The following is a 20,627-nucleotide window of genomic DNA, read 5'->3' on the forward strand; positions in this document are numbered from 1 at the left end:
AAATTAGCTCCAATTTGCGGGCGCATGCAACCGTCGCAGGGCTTTTCCGTTCGCCATGAACAGATGGCAGTCCGCCGGGGAAGCCGCAAGACGAATTTTTCCGGAGCCTTTGAGCTCGGGCTTTGACGCTTTTGCGACGACTGCCTCCTTTCCGGCGTTGCCGTAAACGTAAGTGACGCTACCAAGATGCTCGACGAAATCGAGATCGAGATCGATCGCGATATCCTTCTCTGCGGACGATTGGGAGAAATCATCGGGCCGAATCCCAAGCGTGATCGGCTTGCCGACGAGCGATTTGTCCGGCTCCACGGGGACGCAGACCACCGTACCCGCGTTCAGTCTAACGTCCATGCCCGACTCATGCGCGGCTTCAACCTTGCCGCCTAGGAAGTTCATTTTGGGCGAGCCAATGAATCCCGCGACAAACCGCGACGCCGGATTGTGGTAGAGATCATGTGGGCTACCCACCTGCTCGATAACCCCGTCCCTAAGCACGACGATCTTGTCAGCCATCGTCATCGCTTCGATTTGGTCGTGCGTCACATAAATCATCGTGTTGCCAAACTGCTTGTGAAGCTTGGCAATCTGAACCCGCATTTGGACGCGCAATTCCGTATCCAGGTTGGACAACGGCTCGTCGAACAAAAACACCTTGGGCTCGCGCACAATGGCACGCCCGATCGCCACGCGCTGCCGCTGCCCGCCGGAGAGTTGTCGAGGTTTACGATCCAAGAGATGATCCATTTGCAATAGCGACGCAGTCTGCGCAACCCTGGTATCAATCTCGGCTTTGCTAACTTTCGCCATGCGTAGAGGAAAGGCGAGATTCTCGCGGACAGTCATATGCGGATAGAGAGCGTAGCTCTGAAACACCATGCCAAGGTTACGATCAGCCGCGTCAACATCATTGACGACCTCGTTATCGATCAGCAGCCGCCCACCGCTAATTCGCTCCAGCCCTCCGATCATGCGCAGCAGCGTCGACTTACCCGACCCGGATGGCCCGACGAAGACGACGAATTCGCCATGGTCGATTGTCAGGTTGATATTCCGCAGGACCTGGATGGTCCCGTAGGCCTTGCTGACGCCTTCCAGACGAACATCGGCCATCACGCTCTCCTCTGTCGCGAGCCTCCAACCAAGGCCGGGATCTCAATCTCTGCCAGGCTTGATACGATGAAATCTGGTCGCGCCAGGGCAGGATCCTCTCGGGGCGGAACGCCGGTCGTGACCAGCACGGTTGGAACGCCGGCTCGCTTACCGGCCTGAATATCCGTCGCAATCTGGTCACCGATCATCAGTGTGGCGCTGCGCACCGTCCCTAGGCGGGAAAGCGCCGTTTTGATCATGTGTGGCTCGGGCTTACCAACGATCAGGGGTTTGACCTGGGCGGCAGCAGCCACAGCCGTAATTGTTGCTCCTGCTCCCGGTTCGAAGCCATCGGCGGTCGGCAAGAGAAGATCAGGGTTGGTGCCGATGAGGACGGCTCCGTTCAAGATCGCCTCAACAGCAATCCGCATCTTCTCATGCGTGATGCGGCGATCGAGACCCATCACGACGATCTCCGGCTCTTGGTCAGTAACGTCCAGACCCACCGCGGCGACCGCATTCGCAAGCGAGGGCGCGCCGATGACATATACGCGGCTTGCGTCCGGGTACTTCGCGCGTGCGAGTTCTGCGGCCGCAATCGCGCTGGTAACCACTTCGTTCGGCGCGATTGCAAGGCCAAACGCTCCCAATTTGCGGACGACGTCCTCCGGCGTGTGGGTCGAATTGTTTGTCACGAAGCAGAACGGCAGTCCGGCCGCCTGCCATCGCGCAAACGCTTCTATGGCATCGACAATTGCGGCATCTCCACGATAGAGGACGCCATCGAGGTCCGAAATGATCCCAGCGACTGACGGCCAGTTGAGGTGAGAGCTTGGGCTAGCCATTCATCAGCATCCCGCCGTTCACGTGCACGATCTGGCCTGTCATGTAGGAAGCCGCCGGACTCGCCAGGAAGACGGCTAGCCCTGCGATATCCTCAGGCACTCCAACCCGTCCCAACGGAATCCGGCCACCATGGCGCGCTTCAGTCTCCTCCCGCGGGCGACCGTGCATGGGAGTATCAATGATGCCAGGCGCGATCGCGTTCACGTTGATGCTGAGGGGCGCGCATTCATAGGCAAGTAGCTTGGTTACGTCGTGTACGATTGCCTTCGAAAGACAATAGTCGGCTCCGCCGGCCTGATAGTTGAAAACTGCACCTTGCGAGGACAGCGATGAGCCGACATTGACGATGCGTCCGCCTTTGCCTTTCATGAAGCGCTCGACGACCAGTTTTGAGCAGCGCAGGACAGCGATCGAGTTGATCTGGATCGTACGTTCAATTTTTTCAGCGCTGCCGCTAAGCAACGGCTGGGCAGATTTTATGCCTGCATTATTGACCAGCACGTCCAGCCGGCCAAAGTGTTCGTCGATCTGTTCGAGGACCCTTCCGACGTCCTCCTCGCGCGCGACATCCATAGCCATGGGCACTATGCCGTTGCCATAGGGCAGTCTTGGCAGAGTGTCTCTGAGGTTCTCTAGATTGGCATCGGTGGCAACGACGTTCGCGCCTCCCTGACGAAACGCATTAGCAATGGCAGAGCCAATACCGCCGCCTGCCCCGGTGACGAGCACCGTTCGGTCTGAAACTGAGAACTGTTCGGTCATTCCAACTCCAAGATCGTTTGAGACTGTAGAAACTCGTCAACTGCCTGGGCTGTCGGCATTGAGCTTTGAGCACCGCGCCGTGTCACACATAAGGCTGCAACCGCTAGCGCCTTCCTCACTGCTTCCTTTAGAGGCAGCCGCTGAGCGAGTGATGCTGCGAATGCCCCATTGAAAGCATCTCCTGCGGCCGTGGTATCGACGACCTTGACGGGAAACGCCCGCAGAGCAAAGGAGCGCGTGGCATCAGCATAATAAGCTCCCTGCGCCCCGAGCGTGATCAGCGCGGCACCGGGCCCGAGATCAAGCAGCTTCACCGCCGCACGCGCGGCGCTATCGAAGTCGCATACCTCGATGCCTGTCAGCTCGAAAGCTTCCGTCTGGTTCGGCGTGACGAAATCAACGCTTCTCCACGCAGCCGATGGAAGACCTGGCCTTACCGGGGCCGGGTTGAAAATAAGCTCGAAGCCTTTTTTACGCTTCATCTCGAAGAGTCGATTGAGCGCAGGGATCGGCATACCCATTTCGGCGACGACGATTGTATCGTGCTCTATGAATTTGGTTGCGCTCTCGATCATGTCCGGCGCCACCTTCGAATTGGCGCCCGGGTCTATGACGATCATGTTGGAGCCGTCGTCAGCGACCATAACCAAGGCCGAGCCCGAGACTTCGCCTGCACAGATCGTGATTGCGTCAGTGCAAACGCCAGCTTCCATAAGCGATTTTAAAAGCGCCTGACCGGCATCATCATCACCGAGATGCGTGTAGAAGTGTGGTTTCAGGCCGAGCCGGGCGGCAGCAACGGCTTGGTTCGCGCCCTTTCCTCCAGGGTGACGGGTCACCGTACCCATCAGGCTTTCACCCGGCGTTGGAAGCCGCTCGACATTGAAGCACAGATCGAGATTCGTCGTTCCGAAGAACATCAATGGCCTGACGCTCATTTTACGGCACCGAAGGTTAGGCCGCGTTCAAGATGACGCTGACCGATCACGATCAGAATGACGGGAATGATCATCGTCACGACCAGCCCTGCGGCCATGACCGGGTAGAACTGCACGCCTGGGTTGAGCAGTTTGAGAAGAGCGACCGTTACCGGCGCCTTGGTCGAACTGAGCATCAGACCTAAGGCGAAGTTGTGCCAAGCGAGTAGGAAGATGAGCAACGATGCCCCGATGAGGCCCGGCTTCAAAAGCGGCAGCACGATGTGCACCACGACTCGAACCGGTTTGGCCCCATCCATGGCGGCTGCCTCCTCTATGTCTTTTGGGATGTCTTCGATATAGGAGCGGCTCAGCCAAACAATCATTGGCAATGTAACGACTTGGTAGACCCAGATCATCCCGATAAAGGTGTCATACAATCCGATCGTCTGAAAGACGCTGAAGAGTGGGATGACGACCAAGAGGACCGGGGCAAAGCGGAAGCCCAAAATGAAGAAGGCAATGTCTTCCTTGAAGGGTATGTCTCGCCTGGCTAGGACGTAGCCGGCTGGCACCCCAATGAGCAGAGAGATGATTACTGAGCCCAGCGCAATGACGACGCTGTTCGTGATCGGCGTTAAGAAGTCGACTTTGATGGTGCCATAGCTGGTCGCTCCGGCCTGGGTGACATCAAACAGGACACGGAAATTCTCCAGCGTCGGCACGAACAGGAAGGTTGGCGGCCAGGTCATCACTTCCGCCTGCTGCTTCAGCGACGTCATCGCGATCCAGACGAGAGGAAAGGCCAGGATCAATGCGCAAATGCCGACGAGCAGGTTCAGAAGCAAATTGGTAGAGGTCGAGCGCTTCAATCGCATGGTTGCATCCTCAGCTTACGCGCTGCCGAACGAAGCGCCATAGCTTCACCAGGGCAAACGTTCCGATCAGCACGATCATCCAATTGACGACCATCAGTGCGGCACCACGCCCAAAGGCGAGGTTCTGGAACGCGGTAACGTAAGCTCGCACCGAAAGTACGGAGGTGCTATTTCCAGGCCCACCTTGCGTTGTCCCGAAAATGATGTCGAACTGATTGAGGGATTCGATCAGCCGAAACACTGCGGCGATCAGAATGTATGGCGCAATCAGCGGAAACTCGATGTGCAGGAAGGTTGCCCACCCCTTCGCGCCATTCACACGCGCGGCCTCCTTGATCTCTTCATTGATGCCCTGGAGACCGGCGAAGATGATTAGCGCGAAGAATGGCGTATAGGTCCAGACGTCAATAAGGACGAGCGAGAACATCGCGGTGTTTGGATCTGAAATCCATGCAAATCGGCTTATGCCCGCAAGGGAGAGCAGGTAGTTCATAATCCCGTTTTGCGGGTCCATCATTGTCGTCCACATGAGCGCAACGCTCATCGGAGGCAGGACGAGCGGCAAGAGAATGACGGGCCGCATTACACGCGCAAGGAAGACGTCAGTTGCGAACAGCTTGGCAAGCGCCAGACCGAATACAGCTTCCGCAAGCACCGCCGATCCGGCGTAAACAAGAGTGGCACGAACGCTGTTCCAAAAATCTCCTGTCTTGATCAACGCCACGTAGTTGTTGAGGCCGATGAAGTGGACTAGAGGCCGACCGAACTTGAGATCGGTCAGCGACTGAAAGACGCCATAGAAAAACAGGAAAAGAAAGCCAAGAAGTACGATGATAGCAGGGGTGATTGCGGCAATGCTCCACCAATCAAGGCGCGAATCCTGTGCGCTCCTGACCGCCTTGTCTTTTGGCGAGGCAAGTTGAGTAGTCGAAGACTGCAGCGTCGCGATTCCGTGGGATCCAGGAATATCCATCTCACTTCATCTTTACAATGCAGGAGGCGGCGATGATTCTCGCCGCCCAGGCGCGTTTCACATCGACGAGCGGATCTCGGAGGCAAGGTCGGCCAGCGTGGCCTTCACGTCAGCTCCATTGACCATTTTTTGCATCGCGACGGCCCAGGCATTCATTGCTTCGGCAAAGCCGACACGAGCTGTAAATGCGAGTTTCGCTCTATCCTGCACGGACTTGAACGTGTCCACGAAGTTGTTGAACTCCGGCCTTGCCGCATATTCGAGCCAGGCCTGGTCACTCCAGGTAGAGGCGCGCGGAGAGTTAACGAGCTTGCCGGCGACGGCGCCGTTCAGTCCGACCTGCTTTGACGTTGCCCATTGGATGAACAGCCAGGCTGCGCCCTTTTTCTTTGACGCGGCATTCATCGCAAGAGACCAGATCCAGATGTTGGATTCGAAATCCTTGCTGTTCGGAGCGTGCAGCGGCGGCGCGAATGCGATCTTCCCCGAACCGGGCTTGCCGGCCACGTCATTCCAAAAACCGAACATATTGGAATCGATCGCCATCGCCGTTCGTCCCGAACTGATGCCATCGACCACCTGGTACCAATTGTCGTTGGCGAAGGACGGAGCCGCGCACTTCTTGATCATGTCCACATAGTCCTTGTGGAACGCGATCGACTCCGGCGAGTCGAGGCCGGTGTCCGCCTTGCCATCCTTGAGGACGAAATCGTGCACCCCATAGGACCTGGCAATCGAAATCGCAGCCGTGTGGATGCTGCTCCAAAATCGCACGCCGCGCACGCCCAGAGGTGTGATCGCGGGGTCCGCGGCCTTCAGTTTTTCGCAGGCGGCGGACATCTCCGGCGGAGTGGTCGGGACTTTAATGCCGTACTTGTCGAGGATGTCCTTGCGGTAGAACAGCTGGATGTTCTCAAAGCCATGCGCAATGGCCCAGACCTGTCCGCTTCCCGGCTCGATCTGCCCTTCTTTGACCTTCCAGGTCAGCGCATCCCGAAGTGCAGGGAAGAAATCCTGGTAGTCGTAGCCCGCCGCCGTGAGTTTCGGATCGTTCAGATATCTGTCGAGCGGCTCAAGCAATTGACCTGGCGCAAGATCCCAAGCTGGTTGAATGCCCGTCCCCACGACGTCCCAACTCGGCGACTTGGTACTGAGTTGGATTGTCAACTTATTCCAATAGGCATCGTCCGGATAAAGCTCGGGCGTCACCTTGATGCCCGTGAGCTTCTCGAACTCCGGCAACTGGGCTGCGACCGCGTCGGCATACGGATGAATGTCATAGGCCCAGACGATCGAGGCGCCTTCAAACTGGCGCCAATTGATGTCGTCCGCCTTGGCTTGGGTGAAGACCACGGCCGTTCCAGCCAAAAGCGTGGAACAGATGAGAACGTTTCGGGCAAAACTCATCCAATAACCGCGAGAAGCGGCGAGCTTCCTTGTCATCATTCCCTCCTCTAGGCTCTTTGGCCCGTAAACCCACGCGCCCTCCTCTTCCAGGGCCGCGGTGCAGGGATGCTAATCCGTCATTTTTCCGCCTTGAGGTGGTTTTCAAACTAACGTTGGGTAACATTGGGTAAGATCCAAATTCACGCTTGGTGCCGACGATGCACCTGATGGGTAAGACAGCATCACGGTCGGGTTCGTGAAACACGTCCTTCTCGGCGAAGCATGATCGCTTTCGCTGACTTGGCTATCGACCTGACGAGGGGCCCGGCCTTCGGACCGGACGCGCATTCGCCCGGCACGCTTGACTTCCAAATAGCAGAAAGCAGGGGCGCCAGTCCCGGCCGATTCGACCGCAGCCGATAGCTCGTCAGGATTGAGAAGGTCAGTGGCCGGAATCCGAGGGGCAATGAGCTCGAGAATCCGTCATCATCTCGGGCGTATCGAAGCTGATCCTTGCTTTCTTGATCGGCGTACGATCTTGCGGTGTGCTAGCCATGTTCGGATTATCCACGCTGGCTGTCCAATAATCAGCTAGGTTGCCGCCCAGAAACAGGACCTCGGTCTCCTCGCTCGGTATTCCCCCTAACCAATCTCGCAGCTCCTCATCTCCGGGAGCATGCCCACGCTCTAGAATAGCGTTGATCTTTTTGATCGGCCAGGCGGTGACGCTTGGTACCGTATAAGTGTGCAGCTTCTTAGCGTTCTTTGCAATCGCGTTCGCGCCATTCTCGCTGTGGTCCTTTGAAAGGAGCAGTCGCGAGGGGGTCTGGGACAATGAGACAAAAGCACTCTCTGTAACGCCTTTCGTGTGCCATGCCGCGAGGCGCGCCATATCAATTTCGTCCTCCCTTTCGTCGTCCGAGCAGATAGCAGCCTTATAAACATGCGGGCTAGCCTGAGCACGCAAACCCGCGAGGGAACGCACATGCGCGATGGCACTCACCTCCTCGTCTAGAATGGGCTCACAATCGATGTCCTCGTTCTGAAAACGGTGCAGCGGCAGATACGATGATGCCAGCACATCGTCGAAAATGCGGTCAACGTCGACACTGCCGGCAGAAGATCCGGTGGCTCGTGGCCACTGTGCGGCTCGCTGCGCAGCGAGTTTGATCTCGTTCTTCAGCGCCTTAACACTCGCTCCGGCTAGCGATGCGGCAAGTTCGGCGCGCCCCCTGACGAAGGATGCGGCCGGGCACCGCTCGCTTTCCTGGATGGCGCACGCTCTCAGATTGCCCCTCGTCACGGTCGAGGGTGATCCAATCCGGGAATCCATCGAAGCGGCAGCTGAATCTGATGTTCGGTGTGACCGCAGTTCGCTCAGCTGCTGCTCAAAGTCCGCTTGATCCGGCGACGGGTGTGCTGGTGAGCTGGTTTGTGCGCTTAGGCCGCCCGGCTGTTGCTGCGTCCGCTGCTGCTGGGTCAAGCGTTCTAATGTGTTCGGTGGATCGATGTTCATCTGTTCCCCTCGCGCATGGGACGTTCAGTTTGATCTTGGCAGGTGCGGCTTTCGAGAAGCTGACAAGTGAGGAAAGGAATGCGACCGACCGCCAACTTTTCGGGGGCTTCCCGCTCGGCTACCGACGCTGCGGGAGAGCGTCCCACGAACCTGCGTACCGCCAGGTAATCCCGCGTCTTCGGCGCGCCTGATGGGTTATGGATAACGTTGCGGCTGTGTAGCTCCACTGATAGTTGAACAGCCGCTGGTAGTGTGCCCGCAGCCGTGCTGCCCCACATCCTTTTACGCGGCTGGAAGTCGCGCAGAGCCTCGGAACGAAGCCACACTTAGCAAAGTATCGCGGCAGAGAAGTAAAGGAAGCGAAGAATTCTGCGCACAATCGGCACATCGAATCTGCCGAGCATCTGCTACGGCGCTTTGTGTCCCCCAGCTACTTCCAGCAGGAGCGAGCGTAACCGGCGGGCGCCGGCCTAGCCTAAGCAAGCGGACGGCTCGGTGGCCTGCAACACCATTTAAGAGCTGTGTGAGCGAGAAGGGGCTGTCTGCTCTCCAGTCGCGCCGCCGTCGTGGCAGGCCGCGGCGCCTGCGGCCCAGGCAGCCCGCAACATCTAATGAGTTCAGCCACAGCGCAAATAACGGCCGGACAAGACGCATGATTTTGATTTCGATATCAAGCTGTTTGTTTGCACGCCAGAGGGCGATCCGCCGCCTCGTACTGGCTGCTAGCGGAGCGGCAAACGGCCGTTCCAATTGCTTCGCTTGCCCGGCTCAAAATTCGCTCTTGCTCATAGCAATGTAGGAGATCCAGCACTTTCAGCAAGCCGACGAAACTATGCACCCCAAAGGCCCGTGTTCTCGGGCGCAGTCCACCGGTTGCTGGCCACGGCAAAGAGGAGGCGCTTCTGCGCGAGGCAGCATCCCTCTTTCTATGCGAATATATGCTCTGGTGGTCCGGGTGCGGGTCCTTCGCCGCGCGACGAACCAACCATCACCGGGATCAAGGTTTTCGATGGATGACGCCTTGCGAGTGCAATAATTCAAGCCCCCTCCTGGCGACACCCAACATGTCGCACGTCGGTCCTCCTTCACATCGGTCAGCTGCAAGGATTCCTGCACTGTCCGCACCGCGACACGTGCCAAGATGGCTGGATCCGATTCACCCTCTGCGGCCAGAGTCGACCTTCTCGGCAAGGCATGGCTTCAACGAAGAGGTCCGCCTCAGTTCGGGCACCATCCGGACGGCATCGTTTCAGAACGCTTCCCAGCTCGGTACACACTTTATTTTTGGACGATTTTCTAGGTCCAATGATGCTACTCAAAATAGAATCTGTTCATGCCGGCTCCGACTCACCCAGCCATTGTTTCCGAAAAATAGCAATCCCGGCTCCTTGGCGCGTTCCTCGAGTGAGGGTGGCGGTCGGGGTGGCCAATGGCTCACTTAAGTCTCTAAGTGCGTCAGCTTGTCGACAGCTGATCCTAATAGAGCGTGAACCAGAGAGCGACACGATCGGCTCAGGACTGCGAACCAGCTCAAACCGGGACGGGACATGGACCCATTTAACAGCATCAACCCATTCGACCGAGACTCTGCTTACAACGCCGCGGTGCCACAACCGCAACAGCAGCAAGCGGAGTTTGAGCCGTACTTGGATGCAGTGCCGCAGCTTGATACCCCCGCCGTCGCAGAGGCTCCTGTTTCTCCAGATCGCTACAATCCTCATCTGTCTGACGAAGACCGTGGGCTCACCCAGGCGTTGGAATTTGGGCACCATAGTGCCGGCGGTCCTCATCCCCAAGACGCAGTCACCAGACGCGTCGGGGACGCCGCTGCGCAGCACAGCGCGCCCCGGGAAGCTTTGAGTTGGCCGAAGGAGCTGACTGCGGAAGGTCACGATCAGGATCCGCTGCGAGGGATGATGGGCGAACCCATCCTAGCATCGTCTCTCAAGCCAACCGCGCGCGATCACCAGGCACCGGATCGCGGAGAAGCCGTTCGTCACTTCAACTGGAGCGACGGCTACCAGCCGGCTCCGAACGAGCTCACCGGGAGCACCCCCCTTTCAAGTCACGCGGCCCTCATGGGTAAGGATTACAGCGGGCAGTTGAGGCCTGCGAAGAGGCAGAGGACGCTAAGCCATGCGGAACTGGATGCCATTGAGCGCCAGCTGAGCGAGCCGGGCAATTCAATGGCTCGTGTGCTGATGGAAAGCGCCGGCGCACCGTCGCCTTTCGGGCCAGCGGTCGGTTCGCCATTGGTCCTTCCTGAGGAAGCTTACGATCAGGATCAGCTGTGGGCGATGGTGGAAGACGCCGGCCCATCATCGTCTCTCGAGCCAACCGCGCGCCATCAGCAGCCCCTGAATTTAGGAGCGGTCGTTCTTCCCTTCAACTTCCGGCAGGGCGACCAGCACGCCTCGGCTGCGCTTGACGGTAGCAGCATCTCGCCGAGCCAGGACAGCCGACCCAACAGTGTCGTGGTTCACACTGACCGCTGCACCGCGCTGTTCGTGCCCGCGGCGGCGATGAGCCGAAGCACCCCACTCAATCCACCCGGCGCTGCCATTCGCCCCGGATTTCGACCGGAAAACGTTCCGCAGCCCAGTGCGCGGCCGGCGAATCGGGCCTCGCCAGCGCGGCTTGGACGGTCGACGGAAACAGCCGCTCCGGCGTCCTCCAGGGCTGAGACGACGTCCCCCGCGGTCCGCGAGATTTATGCTGCATCATTCGCCGTTCCCGAGGGCTTTTCGCACGGCACCCAACCCGCCCCGCACACGATGGTCTCCAAGCTCGGCCGCTGGGGCCTCTTGCCGGACGCTGCGCAGCCGGTAAAACAATATGACATTCGCGGCGAGCGCTACACCGCCCTCTTGGGGCCGGGAGGGCCCAACGACGTTCGGCTCATCCATCATCCACGAATGTAGACGCCGAGGAACACTCCCGACGCTAGGAGCCCGTCCAGATAGCTCTGGTATCGGGGTTGTTAATGGACGATAGTTTGCTCCCGCGACTCTTGCGAGTTCGGCGAAGTTCTGGGTGGTGCAGATGAGCGCCACCCGTCCCGATGAACTTGCGTGCATCATCGCTCAGCGACTCCTCTTTGAGCCGAACAGCCATCGGTTCTTTGTTATTTGCGAAGAGCCAGCGGCCAAAGCTGCGAAGAAAGCCAACGGTGTTCTTGCCGGTACGTTTGGCGGCATTGCCCTCGAGAAGGGCCTCCTCAAGCCCCGAAAGTAAGGGAAGCATCCTCGGCGAAAGAGGCTGTTTCCTGCGCTCCATTGCAACCCCGGGTCGACTGAGCTGACTGCGAGGCAGACGATTGGTCGGCGTCCATCAGCCCCAGATGCACATGCTGGTCGTGGCCTTCCGCAGAAAGCTCCTCTGGCCAACGCCGCGCTGCGCAGCGGCGTCGTCGATCCGCCTGGACTCTATCAGTGCCGTATCTTCGGGATCAGCAATGGTCGGGATACCGAGCGCGATCTCCATCGCTTTAGCGCCGACCGATGACTTCCGCAGCTGAGCCAGTGCTGCCCGACGTTGCCGCCGCCGCTCGTGTCCTGGTTATAGCTCTTGACATCTGCATCCAGCGCCTCCGCGGAAAGCCGGCCAGCAATGCCCTTTCTTATTTTTTTGAGGCAGATAGTCGCTGAAACCCCTGAGAGCAGTGCATAGACCTTCCCAACTACGCCACCGACGCTCGCCGATCGAGTTCGCTGAGATCCTGATCCGACAGCAGCAGCGCCGAAAAAAGTGCAGAGATCGAGGAAAAATCGAAATTGTGGCGGAGGCGCGATTAAACGACCCTACCAATTCTTGCAGAAGATTTGCGGGGCTCAGGTCAGTTAACTTGCTGGGTGTTAGTTTGGAGATATCTCAATGTTGATTGTTGAAACCATTTTGAAGCCAGACCAGTTTGGCGGTATTGGACTTTTCTCTGCTACTCTTCTACCTAAAGATACATTAATTTGGATTCATAATCCAATCGTTGATATTGCCGTGACGCCTGAACAGTACGAAACTTTACCTCCAACATTTCAAGCTTTACTTGACAAGCATGCCTATCCAAGAGACCTCGATGTTGATGATGGTGTTGTAGAGTACAATGCTGACAATGCCCGTTTCATGAATCACAGCAGTCAGCCAAACACATATCATGACGATCATTGCCGAATTTTCACAGCCTGTGACGTACAACCGGGTGAAGAACTGACTTGCGATTACTTGTCTTTCGATCCAAGGTGCGACTTATCGTGGGTTAAAGAGCTAGCGCCGAATCTTGGTGCCGGAAGGCGCCAGGCGGCGTTGGATTGAGTTTGCGGTCTGACGACGCTGATTCCGTCGGCAAATTTACACCGGGGAGAGTTTCGGCCGCGGTTGTCCCCTTCGAGACGACGCGAGTTGAAGATCATGCTGAGGGCGATCTTGTTCGACGCCCTTTGGCGCACACGAACGCGCTTTCGATGACGTTGGGAGCCCGCCTACGTGGAGTTCACTACATCTGTTGTGCCAACCTAAGGCTTCGTTACTGACTCGCTGACTGGCTAAAGTCCGCAACGCGTCCTGGCAGCGAAAACACTGGGCTGCTGCTACGATTCCCCTGGGAGTCTGGCGGAGCTGGTCGGGGTTGCGGCAGCCGATCGTCCGTTGCGGAGAGGTAGGCGGCATCGTCCCGATCGGTCTTCACCGGCATAGCTGAAAGCGGTGCCTTGCCTGGCGGCTTCCAAACTAACGGCCGGAAGCCCCGCTCCGAATAGATTCGCGTCAGCCATTCTGAATTCGGTTCTGACTCCAGGCCCACCCGCTCAACTTGACTGGCCCAAGGCTTAAGGTACCCCACAATCGATGGCGCAGAACAACCTTTCCGGTCCCGTCGACCTCCCATATCGCAAGGAGTTTAGGAAAACATCCAGGCCGACGTAGATCATGGCTTTCCCCCTTCGTATGAACGGGTTCATGATCGCCAGGCAAAAGGGGCTACTTGGCAAATAGGCCAGGCGATTGGGACCGAATACCCGACCTCTTCCGAACAGCGGCTGCGCTTCATGTTCTGCTCGTTGTTGTGGGCCCGAGCGAACTTCAACCTGGATTGAGCCTGAGGGTGCGTGAGACCTGCGGTTAACGCCTATTGGAATTTGTAAGACGCGACTGTTGATGAAACCTGGCGATGAAACCTTCCCCTCGGACTAATCCTAGAAGGCTCAGGGTACGTATGATCATAGGTGATTGAATCATCGTCCCTTCGGCCGCTGGCCGCAAACGCGCCATCTAATTGCCTCGTCGCCCAAATCCCGCATCCTCCGCAACGTCAAACTATTTTTCGAATCGGTCGACATCATACTCAAAAAATAAAAGCCCTATTTTATGTCACGATGCTAGCTTCCGCGCGCTGGCAATATGCCGGTCACTCTGGAGAAAGTGGATGAATACAACCGCTATCAATGACACCGCTATCAATGACACGGTGCAGGACCTCGGGGACGCCACCGAGCTCACAAAAGGCTTTGGGGGCTCGTGGCGCGCAGAACACACGACCGGCGATTATTATTACATGGATGATTCCGATTGACGCGGATCGCCTTGATGGGATGGGCTTCGGCCCATCCCATCAGTTTGAGGGCGCGGTGGGCAAGGGATCGCTGCTGTGAGCGACATATTTCATGCGTGGTCTAACGGGCGTTGGATCAGCCTCGACCTGCAATCCAATCGTTACAGCATGGCTACCACATCTGTAGCTTGTCCGGAGGAGCATGAACGGCTAACCGAGACGACGGCAAAGTTGCGCGATTGCCTGAGTTCACCGCCAGCCTTTTTCCCACCCCTCCATCTGGTGTGGCACTATGCGCGTGCGGCTCATGCTGCTCGCGTCGTTCGCGGCCAGACCATCGTTCGTCAACTCGACTTTTTACGTGCCTCGCGTCGCGGTACGGCACCGGTGTCCGTGGGAGTCGAAACAATCCATTACTACGCCAGCGTATTCCAACATCTGCGCAATCTTCGCTTTCGCCGCCCGCGCTGTCTTGAGGATTCCGTGGGTGGGTATCTCTTTTTCTATCCCTACATCGCATCACTCGAGCTCCTCGTGGGTGTGAAGCAGCCACCTTTCAGAGCCCACGCCTGGCTGCAATCTGGCGACCTCATTTTGAACGACGCGAAGCGTGCTGTGGAGGAGTACAGCGTCATCTTGAGATTCGAGAAATGAGACTCAATGCAGATTGGCTCTTGGATTCAGCCAAGCAGCTTGCCACCATCGTTGTAAACGGCCGCGTGGAAATCACGGTGCTCAACGATATTGTTGACGCCGACACCGGCATGCCGACTCAATTGGAACCAACACACTTCAAAGGCACGTCTCTGCCGGAGATTGTGGCTCTGCTGCAGGAGCGGTACGCTGGCGATGCGGCTTTCATTGTTCGCGCGCCAAGTGGCATCGCGATCGTACGCCCCCCTTTCTCGGAAATATCCATCTTCTACCAGGTCAGAAATGATGTGATTGAGTGCTGGGCAGGACTGAAGCTGCCAGATGCCGCCTTGGCGCAACGCCGCGCCTTCAACTTTGGCTATTTGACGGGCTTGATATGCAACGCGTCCTGGTTGACCCCGGAAACAGGGTTGTGTGGGATTTTCGAGCTACTGAGTGGCGCGGCGCTCATCGTCTCAAGTGGCACCTTTCGGCAAGTCGATTTTCTGGCGGGCGCCGTGGCCAGGCTCAACGCGTCAGCGGTCTCTTTTGAGGATGACGCGGCCAGCTTTCGCCAATTGATCTCGGCGAGCGTCGCTCACAAAACGCGCCGCTACGGCGGTGCTTTCAGCATTGAATGTTCCGGGGGCCTTGATTCGTCGGTAGTGGCGTTGGCTGCGGCCGACCTCCATCGAGATAGGTCCCTCTCCCTCCTGAACAGCTACTCAGAGACTGACGTCAATGGTGACGAACGCTTCTTTTTTGCCGCACTAGCCGAGCAGGTGGGCGGCGCGCCAACCTATGTCGAAGCGAATGCTCGCTCGTCGATGACCCACCTATCGTCAGAATTGCTAGCTCCAACGCCGCGACCTTGTAAGCTAGCCGCCACGATCGCCACAACAGCTCAACTTCACGAGGCTGCGCAGGCTGCAGGATCGCGCGTGGTACTCACAGGAGATGGAGGCGACCAACTATTTCTCAGAATGCGCCGCTTGACGATGGCCAGAGAGCTGCTTGCCGAATCCCGATCGCCAGGAGAGGCATTGCGCGAGCTCGCCGGCCTTGCGATTCAGGCTCGAGCGTCTGTCTGGCGTGTTCTTCGCGACGTGATCACCGGTCAGAGCAGCCGGGACTTACGCCGGCATATGTTCGGTGATCTTCGATTTCCGCAGTCGCCTGTCGCATCCGTGCCGCCGGATATCCGTGCAGAGCTCGTACCTGGCGCCAGGTCCCTACGCCACCTGCCGACGACGCGACTGTTTCAGTTCTTCGGCATGCGCAATGCGGAGCTCAATCGCATCGCACTGCGAGACATTGCGGTAGAAGAGCGAAAGGCCTTTGTGTTCTGGCCGCTCATCAAGGCGGGCCTCCTCGCGGCTCGCCGACATCACCACTCAAATGGAATTGATCGTGCACTTGAGCGCGAGGCCTTCCGGGAAGACTTGCCCGACGTGATCTATTATCGTGTTGGCAAAGGTGCCGGGCGCGACATGCTAATGCGGTACGAATATGGTGCTTTGGCGTCACGTGTCGAGCGTAGTGCATTGTATCGGCACGGCTTGATCTCCCGCGATCTCCTCCGTTCTGCTATCGACAATTTGTCTTACGACTCAGCGTTTGCACTCGTTCGTGTCTGCGCTGTTGCCGATTGGATGGACCTTCATGAACTCGGGTAAGCCGCTCTTATCCCCGCTCCAATGGGACATCATCAAGACGAGCTTGCAATCTTCTCGCCTTCTTGTCGTGGGCTTCCTGCTCACGACCATTGCAGCGTCCGCCTGCACGGTCGCCGGGCCGCTCTTGTTCTCACGGGCCGTCGCCCGGCTGGCCAGCGCGCCGCCGCTTTATACGCTCAGTTTGTTGTTGCTGTTTGCCGTTACGGCCGCGCTTGCTCGGTGCTTGCAGGAGGTCAAGGCGGTTCTGTCGAACAGGCTCGAACAGGACGTTCGTAATCTCTCCAGCAAGAAGATCATGGCCGCTCTGGTGAGCGCCGAGGGATCGCTGTTTGCTCAAAACAATCCGAGCAAGATTTCGGCAATGGTAGAGAGTTGGCACCAGTCCAATAAGATCTACATCCAGCTCTATTTGATGGTGCTGATGGGCGGGGTCGCCGATGTTGCGTTCTCGTTCCTTGCCGTCGGTGGAGCCGCCAATTGGTTTGTGGCGCTGTTCGTCGTAGCCTACGGCGCCGTCCTCGTACTGATAACGTGGAAGAGCAATAGCGTTACAAAGGTGTATCAGGCTCAGGCGCAGGCCTCAAGTAACGAGGGTTCGAACGTTTTAGGAAATGCAATCGAAAACATCGTTTCGATCAGGGTGTTTCGCGCTCAACCTTGGATCGCTGAGTTGTATGATCGCCAGACCACCGCCACGCGCCGAGCCTGGCTCAGGTTCTATGGTGTCCGATTGCGCTATGGCGCTTTGCAAGCCACCCTCTTGTTCGTTCAGTATGCCTCGATCTTGGGGCTTTCGCTGTGGCTCTATGAGCGGTCAGGCGAGATAGGTGGGCTCGTCATGGTGAGCATGATCCTGGTTCAACTGAACCGGCCGTTCGAGCTTATCGGCATGTCAATTCGGGACATCATCGTTGCGCGCGGCATGGCCGGACCGCTGCAGGCGCTGCTTGATGCACATGCCCCAGCGGCACGACCCGCTATGCTCAAGCGTAGTATGCCGATATCGGGCTCACTCACCATTTCCATCAGCGCGCTTTCGTTTGGTTATGAGCGAGCCGCCTCGCCGCTTCTCTCTGGGATAACGGGCGAGTTCAAGCCCGGCGTCATCAACTTCATCATCGGACGGTCGGGCGCTGGCAAATCGACGCTTATGCAACTCCTGCTAAAAATGCATCAAGGCTACAGCGGCCTGGTACGCGTTGGCTCCCTGGACCTGACCACGATCGATCCGGAAGATTACTTGGCGCACGTAGGTTACGTGCCCCAAGAACCCATGATGATGAATCTGAGTATCCGCGAAAACGTTCTGCTGGGCCGCCCGTTTTCCGATGCGGACGTGTTCCACGCGCTAGAATGCGTCCATCTGGCTGATAAGGTGACTTCCTTGCGGGACGGTTTGGACTACCGCGTCGGCGAACGGGGCCAATTGCTAAGCGGCGGCGAGAGGCAGCGCCTTGCGATCGCCCGTGCACTCATCGCAAGGCCTCGGCTGTTGCTCCTCGATGAGGCCAGTTCCGGGCTGGACGAGCAGACCGAGCGCGGAATCTTCGACGAACTTCGGCAACTCGCGTCGGACACGACGATCATAGCAATTACGCACCGCCGGGCCGTGATAAGTTCACATGACTCCGTGCTAGATTTGTCGTGGTCGGCATCCGCGAGAGCCTCGCCTGTGCTCGCATAACTTCCGTGACCCGGCGTCTGAAAAAGCCCTGAATGGCACGGGCTGCGGCCTTGTGCTGCCCTTCGACCATCAACGCACTAATACTTTGGCTTTCGACAAGCAAATCGCTGTAGTACGTACGCGTTCCCATGGCGCGTGAAAGGTAGACATAAACGACGTCCGCGACGTGATCCGCAATGTGGCGATGCTGTTTGACCAGCAACGCGCGCCGATAGCACTCGCCTACTTTCAAGAAGAGCTTGGCGGGATCCGCATTGCTTGCGTAAATGGGATTAATTTCACCGCAGAAGCTTGCCGCCACTTCGTCGATCAGCTTCGCCTTGGTGAAATCGCTGATGCTATCGACATACATTTGCGACAGCATATTGCAGAACAGGATGGCTTGGTGTGGGTCGATCGGCCTGGCGTTGAATCCCTTGTGGTCGACATTTTGCACCACATCGCGCTCAGTCAGCCGTATCAAAGCCTCTCGTACGGGCGAAATGCCGACGCGAAGCTCATCGGCAATATCGGCAGGCTTCAAGGCTGTGCCGGGTAGCCAATGGCCCAATAATAGACGCTCGCGCAAGGCCTCGAATACTGGATGCTGTGTCTCAAAAGCCATGATTACTCGCCCGTTCAACCGTCCTGACTGAGGCGGCCAAGGGGGCCTCACCTCTTGGCATAGCTCATGCCGCCCCGGAAGCCCATGAGCGGTCCGGTCCGTGGCGAAATGGCTGCTGGGGTAGGCCGCCATGGCAGGGCTTCCGCCAGGGCCACGAAGCTCTGCCGCAGAGTACGACCTGGGTATGTCCAAAGCGGAATCGGCGGTCGGAACGGGTAGAGGCGATGATCGAGCGGCATTTCTTCTGTGCAACTCGCCCAAGAAGCAGCATCGCTGCCACGAATGCAGATGTCGGCGCCAACATGTTGGTTTCGCTGTTCACGATGTTGCGTCGGCACTCGCGGTCCTCCTTGATCATGACCAACGAGCCGGGCGGCATGGAGAGATTGAGTTCCGCCGTTCCTCTTCGTGGTCCGCTCGTTATCAGAATTGAACGGCATCCGCACCACCTAATCCGCTGGTCGAAAATCAGGAGTCCAGTTCAGTTCCTCGCTCGCCGAAGATGCTGAAGATATTCCAAATGGCTCGGCAATGTGCGGACTAACTCGGCTGTCCGATCCCGCACTGCTTGGAATGCCGCAACGGCAGCGCTTACGTTAGAGTGCCGCAGAGTAAGCAAGCTATTGACGGGTCGATAATGCAACCCGAGCAGCATCACAGAATACGAGTAGAATTCGAAGCCGTGATAACACGAGTTGATACTCCTTTCGTTCGGAAGCCGCTTTTTCCAAAGTGCAAGACGTTGATCCACCGAGGAAGGTACAGAGATCTCCTTTGTCGCCTTCCAAAACGGCGTGTCAGCCCTATCAGAAGCGCGATAATGAAGGACAAGAAAGTCGCGCACCCCATCGATGCAATCGGCAATGATCCTATTGTAGTCGGCCACTACGTCCGGGTCCGTCGTGGAACCTGAATAATGACGTAGGAGCTCCTCAATGCCGAACTGAATGAAGAAAATCCCGGTCGACTCTAGTGGCTCTACGAAACCGGAGGACAAACCGATTGCGACGCAGTTTTTGACCCAAGAATTGCGGCAACGGCCGATTCGCATCTTGATGTGATTTGCGATGCAATCTGTCGCGCGCGGACCTAAATGTGCGCGAAGGTCAGATTCAGCTTGCTCGGAAGAGATGAACTGACTGCAATAGACGTAGCCGGTCCCCACGCGATTATAGAGAGGAATATTCCACACCCAGCCGGACGGTAAAGCAGTGGCTGAGGTAAAGGGCTCGATATTTGATGTGTCGGCTTGGTAGGGGACCTGCAGCGCTATCGCGCGGTCGTTCAGCAAGACGTCTTGGAACGAAACGAACGGTTCCTTGAGTGCCTGGTTGATGAGGAGACCGCGAAAACCGGTACAATCTACATAAAGCGATCCTTTCACTGCCCCATTTCTGCGCGTCCTGAGACAATCGATCGAACCATCACTCGAGAGCAGCACGTCTTCGACATCGTCTTTGATGCACCGAACGCCAAGCGCCGTCGCATAATTCTTAAGAAAGCTCGCGAGCAGACTGGCTTCAAAATGATACCCATAAGGGTACTGCAACCGGTGATCAGACAGGAATGTATTTGGCGGCGCCTCGCTAGCAAAATTGAAGGTGGTTTTGACCTTGTGATCGAAGACTTCACCGTTCAAGTATCTTGGAGATCTGTTGTTCTCGCATAGAGAGGGGGTGGTAAAGCAGGCGGAATCGAATGGTGTCTCATTAGGCTTTAGGTGTAACCACCATTCGCCAAGATTGTTTCCGTCTATGACCTCATAGCGTTGAAACGGATGATAGAAATGACCGCCCCCAGCGGTCCAATTGGTGAATTTGATCGCGAGCTTATAGGTAGCATTACAAGGTGGCATCCATTCCGATTCATCAAGGCCAAGATAATCAAAAAATAATTTCATTGTGCTGAAGCTGGCTTCACCAACCCCAATGGTGCCAACGTTAGCAGACTCGATAAGCGCGATATCGACACCCCTCAACGCTTTTTTGAGATAGGCGGCAGTCATCCATCCTGCCGACCCGCCGCCCAAAATCACGATAGATTCGCTGGTCATCATGGCTGCCGTTTCGTTCATCAAATGTTAGTCGTTTGTTAAAGTTGTTCAATCGGTGCAGAGCTCCA

The 20,627-nt window shown here is 57.2% G+C and carries 17 protein-coding genes; 7 read left to right on the forward strand and 10 right to left on the reverse strand.

Annotated elements, in window-relative coordinates:
* Nucleotides 1–3: 3 nt before the first annotated feature.
* From AAE027_RS23200 to AAE027_RS23235, 8 genes are all read right to left on the reverse strand, one after another.
* Nucleotides 4–1,110 (reverse strand): ABC transporter ATP-binding protein, encoded by a 1,107-nt coding sequence (locus tag AAE027_RS23200; protein WP_370988765.1) that lies wholly within the window; start codon nt 1,108–1,110, stop codon nt 4–6.
* Nucleotides 1,110–1,934: an HAD-IIA family hydrolase gene (locus tag AAE027_RS23205; protein ID WP_370988764.1), complete on the reverse strand. Its 825-nt coding sequence runs from the start codon at nt 1,932–1,934 to the stop codon at nt 1,110–1,112. Before AAE027_RS23205 ends, AAE027_RS23200 begins: the two co-directional genes overlap by 1 nt.
* Nucleotides 1,927–2,697, reverse strand: coding sequence for an SDR family NAD(P)-dependent oxidoreductase (locus AAE027_RS23210; protein WP_091881888.1), 771 nt, complete (start codon nt 2,695–2,697; stop codon nt 1,927–1,929). The genes AAE027_RS23205 and AAE027_RS23210 overlap by 8 nt, the downstream gene beginning before the upstream one ends.
* Nucleotides 2,694–3,635, reverse strand: a complete 942-nt coding sequence (locus AAE027_RS23215; RefSeq protein WP_370988763.1) for a ribokinase — start codon at nt 3,633–3,635, stop codon at nt 2,694–2,696. The genes AAE027_RS23210 and AAE027_RS23215 overlap by 4 nt, the downstream gene beginning before the upstream one ends.
* The gene (locus tag AAE027_RS23220; protein ID WP_370988762.1) at nt 3,632–4,492 is read right to left on the reverse strand and encodes a carbohydrate ABC transporter permease; all 861 of its coding nucleotides are present in this window, start codon (nt 4,490–4,492) and stop codon (nt 3,632–3,634) included. Before AAE027_RS23220 ends, AAE027_RS23215 begins: the two co-directional genes overlap by 4 nt.
* A gap of 10 nt (nt 4,493–4,502) precedes the next feature.
* The gene (locus AAE027_RS23225) at nt 4,503–5,465 is read right to left on the reverse strand and encodes a carbohydrate ABC transporter permease (RefSeq protein ID WP_370988761.1); all 963 of its coding nucleotides are present in this window, start codon (nt 5,463–5,465) and stop codon (nt 4,503–4,505) included.
* A 57-nt stretch (nt 5,466–5,522) separates the two neighbouring features.
* Nucleotides 5,523–6,911, reverse strand: a complete 1,389-nt coding sequence (locus tag AAE027_RS23230; protein WP_370988760.1) for an ABC transporter substrate-binding protein — start codon at nt 6,909–6,911, stop codon at nt 5,523–5,525.
* A 382-nt stretch (nt 6,912–7,293) separates the two neighbouring features.
* Entirely contained in the window at nt 7,294–8,367 is a 1,074-nt protein-coding gene (locus AAE027_RS23235; RefSeq protein ID WP_370988759.1) for a hypothetical protein, read from the reverse strand.
* A gap of 1,547 nt (nt 8,368–9,914) precedes the next feature.
* Between AAE027_RS23235 and AAE027_RS23240 the strand changes: the two genes are divergently transcribed.
* The 7 genes from AAE027_RS23240 (at nt 9,915) to AAE027_RS23270 (ending at nt 17,902) form a co-directional block, all read left to right on the forward strand.
* Entirely contained in the window at nt 9,915–11,288 is a 1,374-nt protein-coding gene (locus AAE027_RS23240) for a hypothetical protein (protein ID WP_370988758.1), read from the forward strand.
* 121 nt (nt 11,289–11,409) lie between these two features.
* Entirely contained in the window at nt 11,410–11,601 is a 192-nt protein-coding gene (locus tag AAE027_RS23245; RefSeq protein ID WP_130216568.1) for a hypothetical protein, read from the forward strand.
* 639 nt (nt 11,602–12,240) lie between these two features.
* Entirely contained in the window at nt 12,241–12,675 is a 435-nt protein-coding gene (locus tag AAE027_RS23250) for an SET domain-containing protein (protein WP_370988756.1), read from the forward strand.
* A gap of 1,108 nt (nt 12,676–13,783) precedes the next feature.
* Nucleotides 13,784–13,930: a hypothetical protein gene (locus AAE027_RS23255; protein ID WP_370988755.1), complete on the forward strand. Its 147-nt coding sequence runs from the start codon at nt 13,784–13,786 to the stop codon at nt 13,928–13,930.
* A 75-nt stretch (nt 13,931–14,005) separates the two neighbouring features.
* Entirely contained in the window at nt 14,006–14,563 is a 558-nt protein-coding gene (locus AAE027_RS23260) for a lasso peptide biosynthesis B2 protein (protein ID WP_370988754.1), read from the forward strand.
* Nucleotides 14,560–16,218, forward strand: a complete 1,659-nt coding sequence (locus AAE027_RS23265) for an asparagine synthase-related protein (protein WP_370988753.1) — start codon at nt 14,560–14,562, stop codon at nt 16,216–16,218. The genes AAE027_RS23260 and AAE027_RS23265 overlap by 4 nt, the downstream gene beginning before the upstream one ends.
* Nucleotides 16,205–17,902, forward strand: a complete 1,698-nt coding sequence (locus tag AAE027_RS23270; RefSeq protein WP_370988752.1) for an ABC transporter ATP-binding protein — start codon at nt 16,205–16,207, stop codon at nt 17,900–17,902. The genes AAE027_RS23265 and AAE027_RS23270 overlap by 14 nt, the downstream gene beginning before the upstream one ends.
* On the opposite strand, the gene AAE027_RS23275 is transcribed toward AAE027_RS23270, so the two are convergent.
* Nucleotides 17,811–18,506 (reverse strand): GntR family transcriptional regulator, encoded by a 696-nt coding sequence (locus tag AAE027_RS23275; RefSeq protein WP_370988751.1) that lies wholly within the window; start codon nt 18,504–18,506, stop codon nt 17,811–17,813. The two genes, AAE027_RS23270 and AAE027_RS23275, sit on opposite strands and share 92 nt — an antisense overlap.
* A gap of 481 nt (nt 18,507–18,987) precedes the next feature.
* Nucleotides 18,988–20,580: a tryptophan halogenase family protein gene (locus AAE027_RS23280; protein ID WP_370988750.1), complete on the reverse strand. Its 1,593-nt coding sequence runs from the start codon at nt 20,578–20,580 to the stop codon at nt 18,988–18,990.
* Nucleotides 20,581–20,627 lie beyond the last annotated feature (47 nt).

It is taken from the genome of Bradyrhizobium sp. DN3 (assembly GCF_041357655.1).
In the GTDB taxonomy this organism is placed as follows: Bacteria; Pseudomonadota; Alphaproteobacteria; order Rhizobiales; family Xanthobacteraceae; genus Bradyrhizobium.